The 20575-nt window shown below is 53.3% G+C and carries 25 protein-coding genes; 8 read left to right on the plus strand and 17 right to left on the minus strand.

Annotation, left to right across the window (positions count from 1 at the left end; all coding sequences use genetic code 11):
* The 5 genes from recG to ULO1_RS03465 all read right to left on the minus strand — a co-directional run.
* A partial coding sequence (gene recG / locus ULO1_RS03445; RefSeq protein WP_079932991.1) for an ATP-dependent DNA helicase RecG occupies positions 1-1954 on the minus strand: 1954 nt, incomplete at its 3' end.
* A gap of 11 nt (positions 1955-1965) precedes the next feature.
* Positions 1966-2823 (minus strand): DegV family protein, encoded by an 858-nt coding sequence (locus ULO1_RS03450; protein WP_079906504.1) that lies wholly within the window; start codon positions 2821-2823, stop codon positions 1966-1968.
* Positions 2824-4470 (minus strand): DAK2 domain-containing protein, encoded by a 1647-nt coding sequence (locus ULO1_RS03455; RefSeq protein ID WP_078664951.1) that lies wholly within the window; start codon positions 4468-4470, stop codon positions 2824-2826. It abuts the gene before it with no gap.
* 21 nt (positions 4471-4491) lie between these two features.
* The gene (locus tag ULO1_RS03460) at positions 4492-4833 is read right to left on the minus strand and encodes an Asp23/Gls24 family envelope stress response protein (protein ID WP_078664952.1); all 342 of its coding nucleotides are present in this window, start codon (positions 4831-4833) and stop codon (positions 4492-4494) included.
* Positions 4834-4922: 89 nt separating this feature from the next.
* Positions 4923-5120, minus strand: coding sequence for a DUF1858 domain-containing protein (locus ULO1_RS03465; RefSeq protein ID WP_107753612.1), 198 nt, complete (start codon positions 5118-5120; stop codon positions 4923-4925).
* A gap of 132 nt (positions 5121-5252) precedes the next feature.
* Between ULO1_RS03465 and rpmB the strand changes: the two genes are divergently transcribed.
* Entirely contained in the window at positions 5253-5441 is a 189-nt protein-coding gene (rpmB, locus tag ULO1_RS03470) for a 50S ribosomal protein L28 (RefSeq protein ID WP_078664953.1), read from the plus strand.
* Between the two features lie 34 nt (positions 5442-5475).
* On the opposite strand, the gene hslO is transcribed toward rpmB, so the two are convergent.
* From hslO to ULO1_RS03485, 3 genes are all read right to left on the minus strand, one after another.
* Positions 5476-6363 (minus strand): Hsp33 family molecular chaperone HslO, encoded by an 888-nt coding sequence (gene hslO, locus ULO1_RS03475; protein WP_079906506.1) that lies wholly within the window; start codon positions 6361-6363, stop codon positions 5476-5478.
* A 15-nt stretch (positions 6364-6378) separates the two neighbouring features.
* Positions 6379-6930 (minus strand): phosphodiesterase, encoded by a 552-nt coding sequence (gene yfcE / locus ULO1_RS03480; protein ID WP_079932992.1) that lies wholly within the window; start codon positions 6928-6930, stop codon positions 6379-6381.
* Positions 6931-7020: 90 nt separating this feature from the next.
* Positions 7021-7371, minus strand: coding sequence for a cupin domain-containing protein (locus tag ULO1_RS03485; RefSeq protein ID WP_078664956.1), 351 nt, complete (start codon positions 7369-7371; stop codon positions 7021-7023).
* 152 nt (positions 7372-7523) lie between these two features.
* On the opposite strand from ULO1_RS03485, the gene ULO1_RS03490 reads away from it, so the two are divergent.
* The 5 genes from ULO1_RS03490 (at position 7524) to ULO1_RS03510 (ending at position 11034) form a co-directional block, all read left to right on the plus strand.
* Positions 7524-8321 carry a Ku protein gene (locus ULO1_RS03490; protein WP_078664957.1) on the plus strand — a complete coding sequence of 266 codons (798 nt, stop codon included), beginning with the start codon at positions 7524-7526 and terminating at the stop codon, positions 8319-8321.
* Entirely contained in the window at positions 8321-9190 is an 870-nt protein-coding gene (locus tag ULO1_RS03495) for a hypothetical protein (RefSeq protein WP_079932993.1), read from the plus strand. Before ULO1_RS03490 ends, ULO1_RS03495 begins: the two co-directional genes overlap by 1 nt.
* The gene (ligD, locus tag ULO1_RS03500) at positions 9187-10044 is read left to right on the plus strand and encodes a non-homologous end-joining DNA ligase (RefSeq protein WP_079932994.1); all 858 of its coding nucleotides are present in this window, start codon (positions 9187-9189) and stop codon (positions 10042-10044) included. The genes ULO1_RS03495 and ligD overlap by 4 nt, the downstream gene beginning before the upstream one ends.
* Before the next feature lie 68 nt (positions 10045-10112).
* Positions 10113-10400, plus strand: a complete 288-nt coding sequence (locus tag ULO1_RS03505) for an autorepressor SdpR family transcription factor (RefSeq protein WP_078664960.1) — start codon at positions 10113-10115, stop codon at positions 10398-10400.
* Entirely contained in the window at positions 10381-11034 is a 654-nt protein-coding gene (locus ULO1_RS03510) for an SdpI family protein (protein ID WP_159071903.1), read from the plus strand. Before ULO1_RS03505 ends, ULO1_RS03510 begins: the two co-directional genes overlap by 20 nt.
* On the opposite strand, the gene ULO1_RS03515 is transcribed toward ULO1_RS03510, so the two are convergent.
* On the minus strand, positions 11012-11314 hold the full coding sequence (locus tag ULO1_RS03515; protein WP_078664962.1) for a hypothetical protein: 303 nt from the start codon (positions 11312-11314) through the stop codon (positions 11012-11014). The two genes, ULO1_RS03510 and ULO1_RS03515, sit on opposite strands and share 23 nt — an antisense overlap.
* A gap of 118 nt (positions 11315-11432) precedes the next feature.
* On the opposite strand from ULO1_RS03515, the gene ULO1_RS03520 reads away from it, so the two are divergent.
* Positions 11433-11855, plus strand: coding sequence for a hypothetical protein (locus ULO1_RS03520; protein ID WP_079906510.1), 423 nt, complete (start codon positions 11433-11435; stop codon positions 11853-11855).
* A 38-nt stretch (positions 11856-11893) separates the two neighbouring features.
* Here the strand turns inward: ULO1_RS03520 and cysK are convergent, their stop codons facing one another.
* From cysK to ULO1_RS14670, 4 genes are all read right to left on the minus strand, one after another.
* Positions 11894-12811, minus strand: a complete 918-nt coding sequence (gene cysK / locus ULO1_RS03525; protein WP_078664964.1) for a cysteine synthase A — start codon at positions 12809-12811, stop codon at positions 11894-11896.
* Positions 12812-12929: 118 nt separating this feature from the next.
* Positions 12930-13991 carry a nitrogen regulation protein NR(II) gene (locus ULO1_RS03530; protein WP_079932995.1) on the minus strand — a complete coding sequence of 354 codons (1062 nt, stop codon included), beginning with the start codon at positions 13989-13991 and terminating at the stop codon, positions 12930-12932.
* A gap of 23 nt (positions 13992-14014) precedes the next feature.
* Entirely contained in the window at positions 14015-16756 is a 2742-nt protein-coding gene (gene ileS, locus ULO1_RS03535; RefSeq protein ID WP_079932996.1) for an isoleucine--tRNA ligase, read from the minus strand.
* 67 nt (positions 16757-16823) lie between these two features.
* The gene (locus ULO1_RS14670; protein WP_159071904.1) at positions 16824-16973 is read right to left on the minus strand and encodes a hypothetical protein; all 150 of its coding nucleotides are present in this window, start codon (positions 16971-16973) and stop codon (positions 16824-16826) included.
* Between the two features lie 182 nt (positions 16974-17155).
* Between ULO1_RS14670 and ULO1_RS03540 the strand changes: the two genes are divergently transcribed.
* Positions 17156-17917 carry an enoyl-CoA hydratase/isomerase family protein gene (locus tag ULO1_RS03540; RefSeq protein WP_079906513.1) on the plus strand — a complete coding sequence of 254 codons (762 nt, stop codon included), beginning with the start codon at positions 17156-17158 and terminating at the stop codon, positions 17915-17917.
* Between the two features lie 27 nt (positions 17918-17944).
* On the opposite strand, the gene ULO1_RS03545 is transcribed toward ULO1_RS03540, so the two are convergent.
* The 4 genes from ULO1_RS03545 to ULO1_RS03560 all read right to left on the minus strand — a co-directional run bounded on the left by ULO1_RS03545 (position 17945) and on the right by ULO1_RS03560 (position 20568).
* Complete coding sequence (locus ULO1_RS03545) at positions 17945-18946, minus strand: CaiB/BaiF CoA-transferase family protein (RefSeq protein ID WP_079932997.1); 1002 nt, start codon at positions 18944-18946, stop codon at positions 17945-17947.
* Between the two features lie 69 nt (positions 18947-19015).
* On the minus strand, positions 19016-19492 hold the full coding sequence (locus tag ULO1_RS03550; protein ID WP_078664634.1) for a DivIVA domain-containing protein: 477 nt from the start codon (positions 19490-19492) through the stop codon (positions 19016-19018).
* 3 nt (positions 19493-19495) lie between these two features.
* Entirely contained in the window at positions 19496-20302 is an 807-nt protein-coding gene (locus ULO1_RS03555) for an RNA-binding protein (protein WP_079932998.1), read from the minus strand.
* Entirely contained in the window at positions 20302-20568 is a 267-nt protein-coding gene (locus tag ULO1_RS03560) for a YggT family protein (RefSeq protein ID WP_079932999.1), read from the minus strand. Before ULO1_RS03560 ends, ULO1_RS03555 begins: the two co-directional genes overlap by 1 nt.
* Positions 20569-20575 lie beyond the last annotated feature (7 nt).

Here is a 20575-nt window from a genome sequence, read left to right on the forward strand (position 1 = left end):
GGCGGTTCTGGCGGAATTCCTCCATTACCCCTTCCTTTTCCTCCTGTTTCATGCGGCCATGCAGCAGCCCGACCCGGAACTGGGGAAAAATCTGTTCCTGCCACTCCTGGGCCAGTTTGGTAGCCGCCTCCAGATCCATTTTTTCCGATTCCTCTACCAGCGGACAGACTACATAGGCCTGGCGCCCTTGCTCTAACTGTTCCCGGATAAAAGCATAAAGCTTGTCCAGCCGGCTGCGATTGAGCCAGTGGGTTTTCACCGGCTTGCGCCCCGGCGGCAGTTCATCGATGACGGAGACATCCAGGTCCCCGTACAGAGTCAGGGCCAGGGTGCGGGGAATGGGGGTGGCTGTCATCACCAGCAAGTCAGGATGGTTGCCTTTTTCCCGCAAGAGGGCTCGCTGACGCACTCCGAAGCGGTGCTGTTCATCCACTACCGCCAGGCCCAGGCGGGCAAAAACCACATCCTCCTGTAACAGGGCATGGGTGCCGATGACAATGGCCAGATGGCCGGAAGCCAGGTCAGCCAGCAGTTGCCGCCGTTCCTTTTTGCTTTTGCTGCTGGTCAAAAGGCCAACCGGCAAGCCCAGGGGTCGGAACAGCTCCTGCAAATTCCAGTAGTGCTGTTCGGCCAGAATCTCGGTGGGAGCCATCAATGCCCCCTGATAGCCAGAGGCCACTGTTTTCAACAGGGCCAGGGCAGCCACGATGGTTTTCCCGGAGCCCACATCCCCCTGCACCAGCCGGGTCATGGGCCGGGGTGCGGCCATATCCCGGTAGATTTCCCCCAGTACCCTTTCCTGGGCTCTGGTTAACTGAAAGGGCAGGCGCTGGCGAAATTCAATTTCCAGCGGCAAGGGTACCGGACTATGAGCTATACCTTTGGGAGCGGTTTTTTCCGTGCCTTTCAACAGAGCCAGAGCCAGCTGCAGGAGAAAAAGCTCATCAAAAGCCAGACGCCGCCGGGCCAGCTCCCTGCTGGTCCAGGACTGGGGAAAATGGATTTCCTGTAAAGCCTGGGGCCGGGGCAGGAGGCTATGTTGCTGACAGTACTGCCCTGGCAAAAATTCGGGGGCGATCTCATCCACCTGGTCCAGCAAGCGGTAAATTACGGTGCGGAAAAAGCGGGAATTGAGCTGGCCACTGCCAGGATAGACCGGCACAATCCGGCCGGTGTGAATCAAGTCCTGGCGGTCCACAATCTCGAATTCCTCCACATTGATCTGGGGAATGCCATAGGCCCGATCGGTTTTGCCCGCCACCACCAGTTCTGTGCCCGCCTTCAGCTGTTCTTTCAGATAACGCTGATTGAACCAGACAGCATAGACCTGGCTCTCTTCCACCCTGAGCAGAGCTTTTAAGATCACCAGCCCCCGGCGCGGACGCAGCTCCTGGACATTGACCACCGTCCCCAGCACCGTTTCCTTTTCCCCGTGTACCAGCTGGGAGGGGTGTTTGAACTGACTGCGGTCCTGGTAATCCCGGGGCAGGTGAAAGAGCAGATCCCGCAGGGTATTGATACCCATGGCCTGCAAGGCAGTAGCTCTCTTAGGGCCGATATTTTTCACATATTGCAACTGGGCCGGCAGGCCCTGGCTTTTTTCGGCAGTGCGGGCCGGTGGTGCTTCTGTCTTTTCCTTCGCCTCCAGCTGTGTTTCCAGCTGGGGTTGGGACTGGGCCCTCCGGGGCGCCGGCCTGCTTACCGGCAAATTGACCAGCCAGTGCCAGAGCTTTTCCAGCTTCTCCTCCCGCTTGCTGCGACTCACCTGGCCATAATCGGCAAAAAGCCGGATGAAGTCGGCAGTTTCTGCCCTGCCTCCACCACCCGGCTTACCCGCCAGTTTTTCCAGCTGCTGTATGACAAAACGGTCAAAGCCGCCAAACACAGCCCCATTATTGCAACCCAGGCGTTTTTCCGCCTGGATGGCTTTTAACAAGAGGGTTTTGCTGTCCATTGCCTTTCACCTCAAACCGACTCCTCCACCGGGAAAAAGGCGATGCCCACTGCGCCTGGACCGGCATAGGTGCCGATAACTGTTCCGACCTCATTGATCATAATCACATCAAAACACTGAAATTCCTGGACAATGCGCTGATGCAGTTTCATCACACTTTCAAAATCATTGGCATGGAGGAGGGCACAGCGCATAGGCCGTCCCTGCAGACGCTCCCGGACCAGTTCTACAATCCGGTCAATGGCCTTATTCCAGCCCCGTACTTTGTCAATGGGGGTAACCACTCCATCCTGCATGGTAAGGATGGGCTTGATATTGAGCAGGCTGCCGACAAAGGCCTCGGCCTTGCCAATGCGCCCGCCCTTGAAGATATAATCCAGGGTATTGAGTACAAAATAAAGACGGCTTTCCTGTTTCAGCTTCTCCACCAGGGCGATAATTTCCTCTTTACTGCGCCCTTCCCGGGCTGCCCGGGCCGCCTCAACCACTATGATGCCAAGGCCAATGCTGAGGCTTTCCGAATCGATTACCGTAATATCTGCCCCTTCCGTCATTTCCGCTCCCAGGCGGGCACTTTGCACCGTGCCGCTGGTCTTCTGGCTGAGATGGATGGAAATGACCTGGGTGCCCTCAGCCGCCAGTTCCCTGTATACTTCAGCAAACTCCAGTGGTGAAGGCTGGGAAGTGGTAGGCAGGTTTTGCAAATGGGGCAAACGCTGATAAAACTCTTTGGAATTCAGGGTTACGCCATCCAGATAGGTTTCCCCATCCAGAAAAACTTTTAAAGGCACTATCTTGATGCCATATTCCTGCACCACCTCGGCCGGAATATCGGCAGTGCTATCAGTCACAATCCTGACTTTTCCCATCTATTCCACCCCAAACACATAAGCATAAACGGGTTGGTCTCCCTGGTGCAGCTCAATTTCCAGCTGCGGATAGGCCGCCTGCAGGCGGGTCAGCATTTCTTGCTGTTCCTCAGGCCCAACCCCTTCCCCGGCAAAAATGGTCAATAAAGAATGATCTTCCGTTACTATGTGGGCCAGCATGTTCAAAAACACTTCTTCCCGGGTCTTGCCCACCACCTGTACTTTGTCATCAATTAACCCCAGTATGTCGCCGGCCTTGATGGCCAGACCATCGATCTGACTATCCCGGACGGCATAGGTAATTTCCCCGGAAACCACCTGACCCAGGGCTGCCGTCATTGCCTCCACATTGGCCGCCAGGTCTGCACCCGGATCAAACTGCATTAAAGCTGCCAGCCCCTGCGGAATAGTACGGCTGGGGATAACTACTACCTGCTTGCTGGTCAGCTGCCCTACCTGTTCAGCCGCCATGATCACATTCCCGTTATTGGGCAGGATCAGGACAGTGCGGGCCGGAACCGCTTCTACTGCAGCCAGCAGATCTGCGGTACTGGGATTATTAGTCTGTCCGCCGGCCACCACCTGGTCAACCCCCAGGCTGGTGAAAACCCGGGTTAAGCCGGCTCCCGTTGCCACGGCCACCAGTCCCAGCTCCTTTTCTTCTTTAACAGGAGCGGCAGCTGGCTTGCTGGCTTCCTGCTGTTGCTTCTCCAGATACTGGTCTAACATGTTGGAGATTTTAATATTATGTAAGCTGCCGTATTGTACCGCAATTTCCAGGGCCTGACCAGGATGGTTGGTGTGGACATGGATTTTGGCTAGATCAGCCTCGCCCACCACCAGCAGGGAATCTCCCAGGGGGTCCAGTTTCCCCCGTAACAGGGCCAGAGGCAAATCCTGGCCTTTCAGAATAAATTCCGTACAATAGTGGTATTTGATATCCCCCAGGTCAGCTGGTAACTCATCTACTACTTCCACCATTTGAGGAGTGGCCTGGGCTTGCGCCGGTTTGGTCAGTACCCATTGTACATCCTGGTCCTGGAAGGATGCCAGCATGGCCCGCAAAAGGATAACCAGCCCCTGGCCACCGGCATCCACTACCCCTACCTGCCGCAAAATGGGCAGCAATTCCGGTGTCCGCTGTAATCCTTCTTCAGCAGCTACCACTGCTGCTTGCCATACTTCAATAGCGGAGCTAGCCTTGCGGACAGCCTTTTCCGCCCCCTGAGCCGCTTCGCGAATCACAGTCAGTATCGTGCCTTCAACCGGCTTTAGTACCCCTTTGTAAGCCGTATCGGCAGCGCCGCGGAAAGCAGCAGCCACCTCTTTCGGTCCCATTTCCTGTACCTGGTTCAGCTTCAAGGCAAATCCCCGCAAAATCTGGGAGAGGATCACGCCCGAGTTGCCGCGGGCTCCCATCAAAGAGCCCCGGGCCATAGCCTGGGCCACGGCGGGAATGGTATCCTCCCGAACCCGGGCCAGTTCCGCTACCGCTCCCTGCCAGGTCAGAGCCATATTGGTTCCGGTATCACCATCAGGAACGGGAAAAACATTTAATGCATCCACTTGCTCCCGCTGAGCCTGTAATACTTCACCTGCGGTTACAAAAGCCTTTCTCAGCTGACTGCCATCGATAGTCCTAGACACACCTGTTCCTCCTGCTCTAAATTAACTTTCCTGCAAACGTACTCCCTGGACTGTAACATTTACCTGGGCTACCCGCAGCCCGGTGGTGTTTTCCACCAGATACTTGACCCTTTCCTGAATATTATGGGCAACCTCGGAAATCTTTACCCCATACTGGACGATAATGTAGAGGTCAATGGATACTTCCTGTTCATCAGTGCGGGTGACATACACGCCCTTGTGAGCCTGGTCGCCGCGAAAAAGTTCGGCCAGGCCGTCAGTTATCTTGCGAGAAGCCATCCCAACCAGTCCATAACATTCCATGGCTGCATTGCCAGCTATAACAGCAATCACATCTTCACTGATCTGAATTTTTCCCAGCATATAAAAACCTCCTCCAGCACATCTTTTAATATTATAACCGCTAATTAATCACAAAAAAAGGGCCCACCTGCATGCGGGTCACCTGCTGCTTAATTACTGCTAACAATCTGGTTCAGTTCAGCCAGCAGTTTTTCTAAATCAACACCATGCATCTTCGCCCCGGCCGCAATGGATTCTGCAGTAGCACCCATACATTCAAGACAGTGCATTCCATACTTTTTAAAAATCTCTCTGGTTTGCGGATAGCGGGCTATCGTCTCAAAAATGGACATATCTCTGGTAATCACGGGACATCCCCCCTTAAAATTATATATTCAACGCAGCTTGCACATTTTCCTGCTTGCCAACTAAGAATGTTTCTGTTAGAATATAGAAGTGATTTTTGCGAGCGGTTGGCTGTAAAGGAGGTGGGTTGTAAAATGGCAAAGTGTGCAGTTTGCGGTAAAGGTCAAGTGGTAGGCATCCAGCTCAGCCACTCTCACATCCGGACCAAGCGGACCTGGTCTCCCAACCTGCAGCGGGTAAAAGCTCTGGTCAATGGCACTCCCAGGCGGATCATGGTTTGCACCCGGTGCCTGCGTTCCGGCAAGGTCCAGCGGGCCATCTAATTTAGCAAAAAAACCAGCGATAGCGCTGGTTTTTTTATTTTTCCTCCCTTTTATTCAATTCAAACATCAGCTGCTCCAGCTCTGCCTTGCTGAAATGATACTTTTCATTGCAAAAATGGCAGCGCAATTCTGCCCCACCCTCGGCAGCCATTTCTGCTAGCTCTTTCCAGCCCAGCGCAAGCAAAATGCCACTCATTCTTTCTCTGGAACAGCGGCAGGCAAAGCGCACTTCCTTGCGTTCCAGGATCTGAAAATCAAAGCCCTGTAAAGCCTGTTGCAACAAGTCCTCCGCCCTTGCTCCTTCGGCTACCTGGGAGGAAACCGGTGGGAGCTGGGCCAAATTGGCCTCCAGAGCGTTGATAACCTCCTCGGTCGCACCAGGCATCAGCTGCAGGAGAAAACCACCAGCAGCCTGCACATGGCCCTCTGGAGCCACCAGTACCCCCAGCGCCACGACAGAGGGGATCTGTTCCGATTTGGCAAAATAATGGGTCAGATCCTCGGCAATCTCCCCTGATACCAGAGGGGAAGTCCCGGTATAGGGCTCTTTCAGGCCCAGGTCACGGGTAATGTAGAGCTGGCCCTGTCCCACCGCCCGGCCTACATCCAGTTTTCCGGGACCTTTGGGCGGTAAATCCACATGAGGCTCCTGGACATAGCCCCGCAAATTGCCTTCAGCATCTGCCTGAGTAATAATCCCACCAATGGGGCCATCACCAAAAATACGCAAGGTGACGGTTTCCTCATTTTTCAAAGTCGCTCCCAAGAGCGCCACTGCCATCAGACAGCGGCCCAGAGCCGCAGTAGCAGTAGGCCAGGTATCATGCCTTTGTCGTGCTTCTTCCACAGCCCGGGTTGCCGTCAGGGCCAGGGCCCGGATTTGCCCCCCGGCAGCTATCCCCCGGATCAACTCATTTTGCATCTTTTTTCCGCCTTTCTACCAGTTAATTTCCTTTATCACTGCACCATTCTGAAGATTAAGCAGCTGAATGCCCCGTTCAGTCACTACCGCCAGGGTCGGAGGCCAATCCTCTTTAGGCAAAGTAGGACTGCCCGGATTTAACAAAAAGGTCCCTTCCTGTTCCAGCAGTACAGGCACATGGGTATGGCCGCTGATCACCACCCGGGCTTTCTGCTGTTTAGCCAGCTTAATCAGACCAGCGGGGCCATCATATTGATGCCCATGGGTTATAACCAGTAAACCAAAGGAAGTATGTACCTGGGTCAAAGGAGGGAGCTGGCGAGCCAGCATCATTTCATCCACTTCGGCATCACAATTGCCCCGCACTGCCAGCCAGGGTCGGGTTAAGCTGTTAAGGGCCTCCGCCAGCGCCGGCGGATTGTATCCGGCTGTAATCGGGTTACGGGGGCCAGGAGCCAGGATATCCCCGGCATGCAAAATCAAATCACAATCGGCCAGTACCTGCTGCCAGGCCTGTTGCCAGACCTGAGAATTGCCATGAGTATCAGAAATCACTCCTATCCGCATGCCTATCACCTCACCGCCTATTTTACTGCCCCTTCGCTATCAGGTCAAGTAAAAGGAAAACGGGCCATGCGGCCCGCTCAATCCAGTTCTTTATTTGCGCAATTCCATACCAGCTCCGGCTTTGGTAGCCTGGGAAGCGATCATGTCACTATTGCCGCTATTGACCAGTTTATGCCAGGTACCTGCCGGTACATAGATAATGGAACCAGCAGCAACAGCGATTTTCTCTTCCCCATTGCCATTATCCAGATAAAACTCCCCTTCGCCCTGGAAGACAAAGAAAACCTGGTCGCCTTCCGGATGGCGATGGTAATCCAGCACCTGGCCGGGTTTGAAGTAGTAAGTGTCAACCCCCAGCATGCCGCCGCTGAAGTTGGCGATTTTATTCATAGCTTCTGCTTTAAAAGCGGGATTTTGAATAACATTTACGTGTTGACTCATAATTTATACCTCCTCATCGATTTCAGTATTAGTTTTGCCTTGCTACTGTTAACAATATACCATGTAAATTTCTGTTTGTCAATAATAATTATTATTATCCTTTAATAAAATCAGCCATCTCTTTACAAAATAGCTTCTGAGGAGGGTCGCTTATGCGCAGTTTATGGAAAGGAGCCGTCAGCTTCGGCCTGGTTAATATCCCGGTCAAAATGTATGTAGCCACCGAAAAAAAGGATATCCGCTTCAATTATCTGCATCAACCCTGTCATACACCGGTACAGTACCGGAAATATTGCCCCACCTGTCAACGGGAAGTGGAGGCAGAGGAAATAGTGCGCGGTTACGAGTACAATAAAGGCCAGTATGTCATCATCTCAGAAGAGGATCTAGAAAATATACCGGCCCCAACGGCCAGAGCCATTGAAATCCTGGATTTCGTTGAGCTCAGCCAGATTGATCCTATTTACTATGACAAGACCTATTATCTGGCTCCCGCCGAAGGAGGGCAAAAGCCCTATGCCCTGCTGAAAGCAGCCATGGAAAAGACCGGCAAAATCGCCATCGCCAAAGTCACCATCCGCAGCAAGGAGGCCCTGGCAGCAGTGCGCTGTCATCAGGAATGTCTGGTGCTGGAAACCATGTTCTATCCCGATGAAATTCGCTCTCCCCGCTATATACCGGAACTGGAATTTCAGGCCCAGTTGCAGGAAAAAGAACTGGAAATGGCGGTTACCCTGATCAATAACCTGGCCGCCCCCTTTGACCCGGAAAAATACACCGACCGCTACCGGGAAGCTCTGCGCCAGGCAATCGCAGCCAAAATCGCCGGCCAGGACGTAGTCGCTGTCCCGGCTGCTCAGCCGGCAAAAGTAGTAGATTTGCTGGAGGCCTTAAAAGCCAGTCTGGAACTGACCAAACCCCAGGCCAAAGCAGCCGGGGGTGAAGGCTGATGCCCCTCTTTTACCCGCCCATGCTGGGAACCCTCTGGCGGGAAGAATGGCCGACAAACTGGTATTATGAAGTCAAATGGGATGGCATCCGGGCCCTGCTCTATCTGGAAGAAGGAGGCTGGCGACTTTTAAGCCGCCGTGGCCAGTTGCTCAACCACGCTTTCCCGGCCCTGGAAGACCTGCGTTCAGCTTTTTCCTTTCTGCCAGTGGTTTTAGATGGTGAACTGGTAGCCTTTGACCAGCAGGGCCGTCTCTCCTTTTCCGCCATCTTAAAGCAAATGCAGGGAAAACAAACCCTGCCCTGGTACTACTGGGTATTTGATTGCCTGCACCTGGGGGAGCCGTTGCTGCATCTTCCCCTGCGGGAGCGCAAGGAAAAACTGGCCCGTTCTTTCCCTCATCACCCTCTGGCTGGACCGGTGCAGTGGTATCAAGGAGAACAGGCCCGCCTGCTGTGGCAAAAAGTAAAGGAGCTGGAACTGGAAGGAATGATGGCAAAAGACCCTGAAAGTCCCTACCTGCCGGGAAAACGCAGTCAGCACTGGCTCAAAATCAAGCGGGAACAGCGGCTTGAACTCTCGATCCTCGGTTTTACCCGGGAAAACCGTCCGGTCAGCTCTCTGCTGGTAGGAGAAATCAGCCCGGCAGGAGAGAAAAAAGTCAGGGGTAAAGTTAATTGCTCCCTACCCGCTCCCCGTTATCAGGCGCTGGTACAGCTGCTAAGAGCGCTAACCCTGGAGCAGGAAGGCAATATTTTCTGGGTACAGCCCCTGTTAATTGCTGAAGTCGCCTATTTGGAGTTAACGGCAGAAAACCAGCTGCGCCATCCCCGTTTGCTGGGAATTAGAAAACAGGAGGAGAAAAAATGAACCTCCAGCTTACTAATCTGGATAAACCCTTTTGGCCGGAAGGTATTACCAAGGGAGATTTGCTGGCCTATTATCAGGCTATGGCATCTGCCCTGCTTCCCCTGCTGTGCCAGCGTCCCCTGGTCCTGAAACGTTACCCTGATGGCATTGAGGGTGAATATTTTTATCAAAAACAGGCTCCACCTCACACTCCGCCAGATTTTCCCCGGGTCCACTGGCATGGCATCGATTATCTCTATGTAAAAACTGTTGAACACCTGCTATGGATCATCAATACCGGTGCCATTGAGATCCATGCCTGGCCTTCCCGGGTACCCCGGCTGGACCAGCCCGATATCCTCCTCTTTGACCTGGATCCCGCCCCAGGAGTCCCCTTTTCCCAGGTCTGTCAGGCTGCCCTGCTGGTCAAGGCTGCGCTGGAAAAGCTGGGTCTGGTGGGATTTGTTAAAACTTCCGGTTCCCGGGGCTTGCACATTTTTGTGCCCATTCAACCGGGACCAGCGAGTGGTCAATTGCGGCGGGCCCTGGCCCTGCTCTGCCAGACCCTGGTTCAGGTCTGGCCGACCGGTCTTTCTACCGAATTCAGTAAAAGCAAGCGCCAGGGCAAAGTCTATCTGGATTACCTGCAAAATACCACCGGCAAATCCACTGCCTGGGTCTACAGTGTGCGCCCATTGCCGGGCGCACCCCTCTCCTGGCCGGTCAGCTGGGATGAAGTCGAGGCAGGCAATTTAAACCCGCAGCAATTTACCTTGCATAATTACCTTCAGTACATTCCTCAGGCCCGGCAGCTCTGGGGGGATTTTTTTCAACAGGCCCGGTCGGCCGCAGGTTTACTGGCTTTACTATCTTGACACGAAGGCCTGGTTTCCCGTAAGATATATTTAGACAGTTATCTAAATATCTAAATGGAGGTGGGGCTATGTCCTTATCCCTCACATTTAAGGCCCTTTCCGATCCCACCCGGCGCAAAATCCTGGAATTGCTGCGGCAGGGTGATCTGACCGCCGGCGCCATCGCAGAACACTTCCAGATCAGCAAGCCCAGCATCTCCCACCATTTAAACCTGTTAAAACAGGCGGGACTGGTGGTGGATGAACGCCAGGGGCAAAATATCCTCTATTCCCTCAATACCTCAGTGCTGGAAGATGTCCTGAGCTGGTTTCTGGAAATGAAAGGAGTGCATGAAGATGAGAAGAAAATGGATTGAAATCGCCATCTGGAGTCTCCTGCTGGGGCAGCTGGCCCTGAGTGTTTACCTCTATCCCCGTTTGCCTGACCCCCTGCCTACCCACTGGAATATGCGGGGAGAAGTAGATGGCTACATGAGTAAACCTCTGGGAGTCGGTTTCCCGCTGGCCCTCAACCTGGGCATCTATCTGCTGCTGGTCTCCCTGCCAGCCCTGGACCCCAAGGCCAAAATCGAGAAGTTTCAACAAGTGCTGGACATGGTCAGGCTGTTCATTCATGGGCTACTAACGGTTATTTTTGTCATTGCTTTATTAAACAGTCTGGGTTACGCCATCCCGGTGGATAAAACGGTACCGGCCCTGATCTCTCTGTTATTTATCTTCCTCGGCAATTATCTGGGCAAACTGCGCCCCAATTATTTTATCGGCATCCGCACCCCCTGGACCCTGGAAAATGAACAAGTCTGGCAAAAAACCCACCGCGTCAGCGGTCCCGTCTGGATGGGGGCCGGACTGGTGGGTCTGATCGGTTCCTTCCGGGGAGGAGCCATTGCCTTTGGTTTTTTCTTTGGCGCGTTAATGGCTGCTACAGCCTTTTCCCTCTGGTATAGCTGGAAGGTCTATCAGGACCTTAAAGGGTCTGACAAACATTAGCTTTATCTTCCCACTCCAGGGAAGTTAATAAGCGCAGTTCAAACATTTTCAGCAAAAAGCGCACCCTTAATGCCGGGCCCATAATAGCATGCCAGCGATTGCCGGCGAAAGGCAGGAAGGTGACATCCAGGGGATCATCATCATTTTCAAAATAGGCCTCCACCTGTTGCCAGGCAGGAAGCAAGTTTTCATCCAGGATTTCCACCTGGAAAATGATTTCACCGGGATTTTTCTCTTCAGTCAATTTGATCTTGTTCTGGTCAAAGCAATACTTCAGCATTCTCTTTCCTCCCGCTGTTTTTTATCTTTTATTATAACACAAAACCCGTCTTCAGTAGCAGGAATTCCCTTCTGCTCTGTCGAAAATTTTAGCTACCCAGCGGTGAGGAGGATTTTCTGTGTGGCTAAAATTTTTTCAGGTAGTGCGGGAACTGCAAATCCATCGCCATATCAATAAACTCAAACCAGAGGAAATCAAGGAAATGCAGCTGATTCATCTGGGTTATCTCTCCGGCCGTCCCCAGCTGATTACCAGAAAAAACTGGCTGAGCCGGGTGACCTTTGTGGAATTTCCGCTGGCCCTTGAGTGTCAGGCCCAGCCAGGACTCTTCTTTGGTTTTTATCGCCTTTTCAGCAGTCAGGCCAGAGATATCTTGCAGGCCAAACTGGGGGACCAGTTTTATGTGCGCAGCATTGCCGTCAATGACCCGGAATTGCGCTGGTATTATGTGCTGGAGTTAGTGCCAGCCGATAAGCTGACCGATTTCCCCTTGCGCTACAAAGAATACCTTCTACCTCATAAGTTAAACTGTCTGCGCTAAAAAGGGACCAGCGCCAGAAGCGCCGGTCCCTTTTTATTTTACTGGAACAGCTCAGTACTGAGATAACGTTCACCGGTATCGGGAGCCACCACAACCACTCTTTTGCCTGCCCCCAGTTCTTTCGCTACCTTCAGGGCAGCCCAGACGGCAGCACCAGAGGAAATACCTACCAGAATCCCCTCTTTGCGGGCCAGGTTACGGGCAGTTTCCATCGCATCTTCATTGGTCACCTGAATGACCTGGTCATAAATCTTTGTATTCAGCACGTCAGGCACGAATCCAGCGCCAATGCCCTGGATTTTGTGAGGTCCGGGATTGCCGCCACTCAACACCGGGCTGGCAGCAGGTTCCACAGCTACTATTTTGACCCCAGGGATTTTTTCTTTCAAAACCTCACCAACCCCGGTTATAGTACCGCCGGTGCCGACCCCGCCGACAAAGGCATCCAGCTGACCGCCGGTCTGCTCCAGAATTTCCAGCGCGGTAGTCTTGCGATGGATTTCCGGGTTGGCCGGGTTTTTAAATTGCTGGGGCAGGAAATAATCGGGATTCTGGGCCAGCAGTTCTTCCGCCCGGCGCACGGCTCCTTTCATTCCCTCACTGCCAGGGGTGAGAATCAGCTCGGCACCATAGGCTTTCAACAAATTGCGCCGCTCTATGCTCATGGTTTCCGGCATCACCAGGATCAGCTTATAACCCCTAGAAGCTGCCACCATGGCCAGTCCAATCCCGGTATTGCCACTGGTGGGCTCTACGATGGTAGCACCAGGCTTGAGGATGCCTGCTTGTTCAGCAGCTTCAATCATGGACAGAGCAATCCGGTCTTTAACACTGCTGCCCGGGTTGAATGACTCCAGTTTTACATAAACCTCAGCCATATTCTCATCTACCAGTTTGTTCAACCGCACCAGGGGGGTTTGGCCGATCAATTCAGCAATATTGTTGGCTACACGCATGCAAATTACCTCCTCTTTATTCCGAGTATTTCGCTCTGTTTTTATGCTTATCTAAAGCATAACAAACATTATTATTTTTGTCAATAAAAATCGAAAAAACCCATTGGGCATTTTTTGCTCAATGGGTTCTGCTCAGTTTAGGCAAGTACAGGGTTGCGACAGCACCCCCGGTAGGCCGATTGCCCAGCTCGATCCGGCCCCCGTGGGTTTCAGCTATTTGTTTGGAAACCACCAGTCCCAGGCCCATTCCTTCTTCCTTGGTAGTAAAAAAGGGCTCAAAGACTTTGTTTAAAACCTCAGGAGGCAACCCCGGGCCATCATCCATCACCAGTACAGCCCATTCCTGCTCCCGGCTCTCCACTTCGACTACCACTTTGCCACGGCTACCACAGGCATCCACCGCGTTTTTGATAAAATTGACCAGCACCTGCTTGATTTGTTCCCGGTCAGCCCGCACATAGGCCTGACCATATGTAACCCCTTCTAAGGCAACCCCTTTCAGGTTGGCTTCACTGACCATTACCGCTAGGGTTTCCCGCACCAGGTTGATCAGATCCACATCCCGAAAATTGGGGGCACTGGGTTTGGTGAGCAAGAGAATTTCGCTCACCAAACCCTTGATGCGCCGTAATTCTTCATTGACCAGGGCTGCATACTCCCGGGCCTTCCCTTCCGGCAGCAGCGGATTTAGCAGCTGCATGAAACCCATCACCGTCGTCAGGGGGTTACGGATTTCATGGGCCAGCCCGGCAGCCAGCTGCCCGACAACCGCCAGTTTTTCCTGGCGGATGAGTTTATCCTGCATCTCCCGTTCCCTGGTCACATCCCTGACCATCATGATTAGTCCCAGGAAACGGTTTTTGCTGTCCCGGAGCGGGGTCATAAAAACATCCAGCAAGCGTTGATTGACTTTGATATTCCTCTTTTCATAAGCTTCTTTATTTCCGGAACGGAATTCCTCCATTAATTCTAAAACCTGAGCCTGTAACAGCGGTGAATGACATTCCACCACATTCTGCCCGATGAAGTGTTCAGGATTAACAGCAAAAATATCCGCTGCTGCTTGATTAATCTGTACACAACAGGCATCAGGATCGAGAATCATAATCCCATCAACCAGACTGTTAAACAAAGGGCTTTTGCCGATCTTGATTAGCTCTTTCCCTTTCCCCGCACTCATACAAACCTCCCAAACTCCACTCTTTATAATTGTTTTATAACTGCGGCACAGCGGGGACAAAGGTCTGGATGTTCTGCATCCTGGCCTGTTTCGGTGCTATAAATCCAGCATCTTTCGCACTTGCTTCCAGCTGCGGCAGTGACTTCTACCTCCAGTTCCCCGGTACCGCTGGCCAGTTCCACCTGGGAGACGATGAAAATGGGGGCCAGCTGCTCCAGGTATTGTTGTAACAGTTCCAGCTCTGCGCCACTGGCAGTCAGCTTCACCCGGGCATCCAGAGAATGCCCGATCACCTTCTGCTGTCGGGCCACTTCCAGGGCCTTGGTTACTTTTTCCCGTACTTCCAGCAGTTTCTCCCAGCGTTCTGCCAGTGCCTCATCCAGGTAGCGCTGCTCCACCCCGGGCATGTCGGTCAGCTGAACACTCCGGGGTCTTTCCCCCGGCAGGTAGCGCCAGATTTCCTCAGTGGTAAAGGCCAGTACCGGTGCCAGCAGGCGCACCAGGGCATCAATGACGTAGTACATCACCGTCTGAGCCGCCCGCCGTTCCCGGGATGTAGGCAGGGAAACATACAGCCGGTCCTTGGAAATATCGAAATAGATGGCACTTAAGTCCACAGCACAGAAGTTGTGAATAGCATGGTAGACAATATGGAATTCATAGTTTTCATAGCCGGCCCGTACCCGTTCGATTAACCGCTGCAATCGGTAGAGGGCCCATTTGTCCAGCTCCGGCATCTCGTCATAATCCACCAGATCGGTAGCCGGATTGAAATCATAAAGGTTGCCCAGTAAATAGCGACAGGTATTGCGGATCTTTTTGTAAGCCTCGGCAATCTGCTTAAGAATATTGGGGCTGGCCGCTACATCGGAACGATAATCAGCAGAAGCCACCCAGAGCCGCAGGATATCCGCCCCCATCTGGTTGATGACCTCCAGGGGATCAACCCCGTTACCCAGGGACTTGGACATCTTTCTGCCTTTTTCATCCACCAGGAAGCCGTGGGTCAGCACTGCCCTGTAAGGTGCCTGCCCGCGGGTGGCCACTGCAGTCAGCAGGGAGGAGTTGAACCAGCCCCGGTGCTGGTCACTACCCTCCAGATAGAGGTCAGCGGGCCAGCTCAGTTCCGGCCAGTATTCTGGCTGATCGCAAACCGCCGCATGGCTGGAGCCACTGTCAAACCAGACATCCATGATATCAGTTTCCTTGCGGAAGCGGTCATGGCCACACCTGGGGCAGGTTAGACCGGGAGGCACCAGCTCGGCAGTTTCCCGGGCAAACCAGATGTCGGAACCATGTTCTTTGAACAGGTTTTTAATATGCTTGATGGTCTGGTCATTGATGATTTCCTGACCGCATTGTTCACAGTAGAAAATGGGAATAGGCACACCCCAGAGGCGTTGCCGGGAAATACACCAGTCTCCCCGCTCTGCCACCATGTTGTAGATACGGTCACGGCCCCAGGCCGGGATCCATTGCACCTCGTCAATGGCCTTTAAGGCCTGCTGACGAAAACCATCGATGGAAGCAAACCATTGCTCGGTAGCCCGGAAGACAATGGGATTTTTACAGCGCCAGCAATGGGGGTACTGGTGAGAAATCCTGCCGCTTTTCAGCAAATAGCCATGTTCATCCAGCCACTGGATTACCTTCAGGTTCCCGTCATTGATATGCAGCCCGGCAAAAGGTCCAGCTTCCTGGGTGAAATAGCCGCTGTCATCCACCGGGTTAACAACTGGCAAGCCATATTTCTGACCCACTTCAAAGTCCTCCGCCCCGTGGCCTGGTGCAGTATGGACCGCACCGGTACCGGCTTCCAGAGTGACATGGTCACCGAGGATGAGGGGACTCTCCCGATCCATGAAAGGATGGCGGCAAACTACTCCTTCCAGTTCCTGGCCTTTGAACCGGGCCACAATCCCCTGTTCCGTCAGGCCGGTAGCTTCCAGGAACTGTTTTAGCAATTCCCGGGCCACCAGCAACTGCCCTTTTTCCGTTTGCACCAGCACATAATCGAAATCCGGATGCAGACAAATGGCCAGGTTGGCGGGCAGGGTCCAGGGGGTTGTGGTCCAGATTACCACCCCTGCCTCCTGCGGCAGTTTCCCTTTGCCATCCTGGACCGGAAAGCGGACATAAATGGAATGGGAGGTCTTGTCATTGTATTCCACCTCCGCTTCCGCCAGGGCGGTTTCGCAGCTGGCACACCAGTACACCGGCTTCAGACCTTTGTAAATATAGCCCCGTTTGGCCATTTCCCCGAAAATCTCAATCTGTTTGGCCTCAAAATGCGGCATCAGGGTAAGATAGGGGTTTTCCCAGTCTCCCCTTACCCCCAGGCGTTTAAACTGTTCTTTTTGTACACCGGCATATTTTCTGGCATATTCCGCACAGCGCTGGCGGAATTCCACCGGGCTTACCGCCTTGCGGTTAAGACCCAGGTCCTTGATCGCCCGCTGTTCAATGGGCAGGCCATGGGTATCCCAGCCCGGTACATAGGGGGCATCATAGCCGGTCATGGATTTGTACTTGACAATAATATCCTTTAATACTTTGTTCAGGGTATGGCCCAGATGAATATCCCCATTGGCATAAGGCGGGCCATCATGCAGGATAAACTTGGGCCGGCCCTGGTTTTTCTGTTGTACCTGCCGGTAGATATCCATTTCTTCCCAGAACCTGAGAATTTCCGGCTCCCGTTGCGGCAAATTGCCCCGCATGGGAAAATCGGTTTTGATCATATTGAGAGTTTTGCTGTAATCCATTGCCTTTCCTCCTAAACTGAAAATGTTTACCGCAAAAAATATACTCCCGCCCCCTATGGGACGGGAGTTATACCCGTGGTACCACCCAACTTGCCGGCATAAACCGGCCACTCCTTGTGCAGGTAACGGTTGCACCGGGCCAGCCTACTCCGCCTGTAAGCCTTTCAGCCGCCAGCTCCCGGGGGATCCGCCGTACTGCCCGGGCTCCGGCTTCCACCCTCCCGGAGTCGCTGTTCCCTGCCTCCCTACGGCCTGTCCCGTTCATCGCCATTAGACAAATAGCTCATTTTGTCAATTATTGTATACTTTTCGTACGGTTTTTGTCAAGGGCTATCTTTTCATGCCAGAAAATACTATAATATTGAATAAGCGTTCATTCAGTTATGGGAGGTAGAGAGCATGGCCGAAAAAACCTTAATTCTGGAGTATCTGGACAATCTGGCCCTGATTACCCTCAATCGTCCTGCTGCCCTCAATACCATTAATCTGGATCTGCTGCAGGAAATGGAAGAAATCCAGCAGAAACTGGCTCAGGACCCCAACCTGCGGGCCGTAATGGTGCAGGCGGCCGGTCCCCATTTTTCTGCCGGTATCGATCTCAGCCTGCTGGCTCAGGTGGATGCCAGCTTTGTGCTGCAGCAGGTCCAGAGATTACAGCAGATTTTTCAGCGCTGGCAGCAATTAACCGTTCCTGTCATTGCCGCCATTCAGGGAGTCTGTTTTGGTTCCGGCCTGGAGCTGGTTCTGGCCTGTGACCTCCGGATCGCAGCCGCTAATGCCCGTTTTGCCTTGCCGGAAGTGCGTTTTGGTCTTGCCCCTGACCTGGGGGGCACCAGTCGCCTGACCAAACTGGTCGGGGCCGGTCAGGCCAAACGCCTGCTGCTCACCTGTGAGGAAATCGATGCCCAGGAAGCTAAAACCATCGGTTTGGTGGAAAAGGTGGTACCCGAAGCAGAGCTGGAAAAGGCTGCTCTGGGCTGGGCGCAAGCTATCGCTTCCTTCCCGCCGGCCGGGCTACGCTTTGCCAAACAGGGCGTGCAGGTGGCCCAGGAAGCCAGTCTCGCTGCGGCCCTTCTGTTCGAGCAGGCCCAATCCGTATATTGTTGTGGTACCCAGGAACAAAAAGAAGCCATCGCCGCCTTTTTCCGCAAACAGAAGTAACCCGGTCCGCGCCGGGTTTTCCTTTTCTTAGCGGACAAAACCGGTAATCCTTTCCCGGTGTTCCGTTTCCGAATCAGGTACCAGCTCCTTGAGCTCCAGCACCGGACTGAGGCAACAATCCTTATCCCCCAGTTCGGCCAGAATCTGTTCCTTCCGGCGCTGAGCAAAATACTGGCACACTTCCTCATAGACCGGTTGTCCGGGCAAGGCCGGGGCAAATTGCTGGGACAGCCAGTGTTCTTTGCCGGTGGCCCGGCAAAAATTGGCCCAGAATTTTTCTTCCAGTGCAGCCAGCACCACATATCCGTCCAGACAGCGGTAGAGGTTATAACAGACTATGCCTCCGGCTACCACACCCTGGCCGGGTAAGGAGTAACGGCGTTTGTCCTGGCCATAAAAGGCACCGGTAACATTGGCCCAGCTCTGGACTACCTCGGCAATACCAATAGTATAGCGTCCCCCCTGTCCGCTCACTGCCTGCTTGTAAAGGGCTGCGGCAGCCACTGCAAACAATGCCATGCCCCCGGCCAGATCGCCCAGCAATAACCCGGGAATGGCCCGTTCCTGTTTACCGGTACTGCCGATGATTCCTCCTACCGCCTGGTAGTTGAGGTCATGGCCTGCATCTTTAGCCCAGGGGGAATCCGGCTGATAGCCCCCTATAGTGATGTAAGCCAGGCGCGGATTTAACGTTTGCAGAAAATCATAACCCAGGCCCAGTCGTTCCATTACCCCGGGCCGAAAACTTTCAATCAACAAATCAGCCTCTTTCACCAGCTGCAGGAACTCCTCCCGGTCCACTGCCTGTTTCAAATCCAGGTAACGGATTTCCTTGCAGCTGTTGAGCAGGTGGTAAATATAGGCATCCTCCCCTTCCCGTTCAGGAAAGAGGCTTTTCAGATAATCTCCCTTGCCTTTGTCTTCAATTTTCACCACCCGGGCCCCAAACTGGGCCAGCAAGAAAGTGCCATATGGTCCCGGCAGCAGCCGGGTCAGGTCTACAATCAGCGGTTGATTCACAAAAAACACTGGCTACATACCTCCCCAAAATAAGTAACGGCAGAAATGCCCGATTCCTGCCGCTTCTCTTTCTATGGATTATTCTTGTTTAGTCTCTGTTGCAAAGTAGGTTCCCTTTTCCAGCAAGTCCAGATAAGCCTGTAACATGGCTTTCAGTTCCGTACGCAGCTTATGATTGAGTTTCAGCAGTTCTTCCTGCTCCTGCAAGATATCTTTTACCCGCTCTTTGGCCTGACTGATCAGCTGGCTGGCATCCTTTTCTGCCGCCGCCCGGATAGCTGTAGCTTCTGTTTCCGCTGCCCGGCGCAGGTCATCGGCAGTGCGGCGAGCCAGCACCAGGGCCTCCTTGATATCATCCTCCAGGCGCTTGTAATGGCTGAGGGATAATTCTCTGGAGGCCAGCTGTTCTTTCAGCTCCAGGTTTTCCTTATAGATCTTCTCATAGTCAGCCAGCAACTCGGCTACATATTTGTCCACCGCTTCCGGACTATAACCCCGAAAACCCCGTTCAAAATCGGGGTTTTTGTAATCCAGGGGCGTTTTGACCTGTGCCATCGCTCATCCTCCTCTGCCGGTTTTGCTCCAGATTTCCACTTTGAATAAAAATCTGCCTTTTTTGCTGTTACCGTTCTGGGCCTTCACCAGCACCCGGCCAAACCCCTGAACAGACAACCAGTCTCCTGGCTGGATCTCTGCAGCGGGTTTAAGGCATTGGCGCCAGTTGAGGCGTACCAGACCGCTGGTAATCCACTCTACCGCCTGCTGGCGGGCTACGCCTGCACTTTGGGCCAGCAGAGCATCCAGCCGCGGAGAAGCCAAACTCACCAGCCGTTCTTCCCCTGCGGGGCGCGTAATTGCCGGTGGTTCAGGCTCTGGCAAAAGTTCAACGGGTACAGGGCCCACCCGGTTCCACTGGCACTGCAAGGCAGAAACAATTTCACTGGCCACCGCTACCCAGATTCCTTTTTCTGTACAGAGGATGTCTCCTACCAGCTCCCGCTTGATCCCACTGGCCAGCATAGACCCGAGAATATCCCGGTGACCCGGTTGAAAGAATTGAAAACGGCCTTCTACCCGCATGACCGTAACGCCCGGCTGTTCAAAGCCAAATTCAGCCCAGTCAGCCGGAAACAAGAGCAGGCGGCAGCGTTCCGGTTCACCGGTAAAACCTCCTTGTTGCTGATAAGCAACTGTCTGTCGCCTTGTTTCCAGGATAGTTCTGGCCAAAACCTGCTGGCCGGGGTCAAGGAAAAAAGTAAAAGCGGGCACTTCCCTGGTTTCCACCTGCACCAGCAGATCCCAGAGCCGTTCCACCAGGGCTCTTTCCTCGTCATTGCCCGCCTGCCGCAGCCAGTATTCCCGCATCAATATCCCCCCAGCATGCGACTGAGGAAAGAGAGAACGCCTCGCCGGATTAAATCGAGAACAAAGAAGGCAATAATTGGCGAAAAGTCCACCATCCCGACCGGAGGAATGAACCGGCGAAATAGGTCAAGATATGGTTCAGTCATATCCCGTAATAACCGGACCGCCGGGTGATAACGGTTAACCGGAAACCAGCTCAAGAGAATATAAATGATCAACATCCAGCTATAAACCTTAAACAAAGTGTCAATAAAATCGATCAGCAAGCTCCTA

Origin of the sequence: Carboxydocella sp. ULO1, from assembly GCF_002049255.1 — a bacterium.
In the GTDB taxonomy this organism is placed as follows: domain Bacteria; phylum Bacillota.

Coding starts and splice junctions, on each gene's coding strand:
- ULO1_RS03450 (WP_079906504.1), bottom strand. CDS start 2,823: ATGGGAAAAGTCAGGATTGTGACTGATAGCACTGCCGATATTCCGGCC.
- ULO1_RS03460 (WP_078664952.1), bottom strand. CDS start 4,833: ATGCTGGGAAAAATTCAGATCAGTGAAGATGTGATTGCTGTTATAGCT.
- rpmB (WP_078664953.1), top strand. CDS start 5,253: ATGGCAAAGTGTGCAGTTTGCGGTAAAGGTCAAGTGGTAGGCATCCAG.
- hslO (WP_079906506.1), bottom strand. CDS start 6,363: ATGCAAAATGAGTTGATCCGGGGGATAGCTGCCGGGGGGCAAATCCGG.
- yfcE (WP_079932992.1), bottom strand. CDS start 6,930: ATGCGGATAGGAGTGATTTCTGATACTCATGGCAATTCTCAGGTCTGG.
- ULO1_RS03485 (WP_078664956.1), bottom strand. CDS start 7,371: ATGAGTCAACACGTAAATGTTATTCAAAATCCCGCTTTTAAAGCAGAA.
- ULO1_RS03490 (WP_078664957.1), top strand. CDS start 7,524: ATGCGCAGTTTATGGAAAGGAGCCGTCAGCTTCGGCCTGGTTAATATC.
- ULO1_RS03495 (WP_079932993.1), top strand. CDS start 8,321: ATGCCCCTCTTTTACCCGCCCATGCTGGGAACCCTCTGGCGGGAAGAA.
- ligD (WP_079932994.1), top strand. CDS start 9,187: ATGAACCTCCAGCTTACTAATCTGGATAAACCCTTTTGGCCGGAAGGT.
- ULO1_RS03505 (WP_078664960.1), top strand. CDS start 10,113: ATGTCCTTATCCCTCACATTTAAGGCCCTTTCCGATCCCACCCGGCGC.
- ULO1_RS03510 (WP_159071903.1), top strand. CDS start 10,381: ATGAGAAGAAAATGGATTGAAATCGCCATCTGGAGTCTCCTGCTGGGG.
- ULO1_RS03515 (WP_078664962.1), bottom strand. CDS start 11,314: ATGCTGAAGTATTGCTTTGACCAGAACAAGATCAAATTGACTGAAGAG.
- cysK (WP_078664964.1), bottom strand. CDS start 12,811: ATGCGTGTAGCCAACAATATTGCTGAATTGATCGGCCAAACCCCCCTG.
- ULO1_RS03530 (WP_079932995.1), bottom strand. CDS start 13,991: ATGAGTGCGGGGAAAGGGAAAGAGCTAATCAAGATCGGCAAAAGCCCT.
- ileS (WP_079932996.1), bottom strand. CDS start 16,756: ATGGATTACAGCAAAACTCTCAATATGATCAAAACCGATTTTCCCATG.
- ULO1_RS03540 (WP_079906513.1), top strand. CDS start 17,156: ATGGCCGAAAAAACCTTAATTCTGGAGTATCTGGACAATCTGGCCCTG.
- ULO1_RS03550 (WP_078664634.1), bottom strand. CDS start 19,492: ATGGCACAGGTCAAAACGCCCCTGGATTACAAAAACCCCGATTTTGAA.
- ULO1_RS03555 (WP_079932998.1), bottom strand. CDS start 20,302: ATGCGGGAATACTGGCTGCGGCAGGCGGGCAATGACGAGGAAAGAGCC.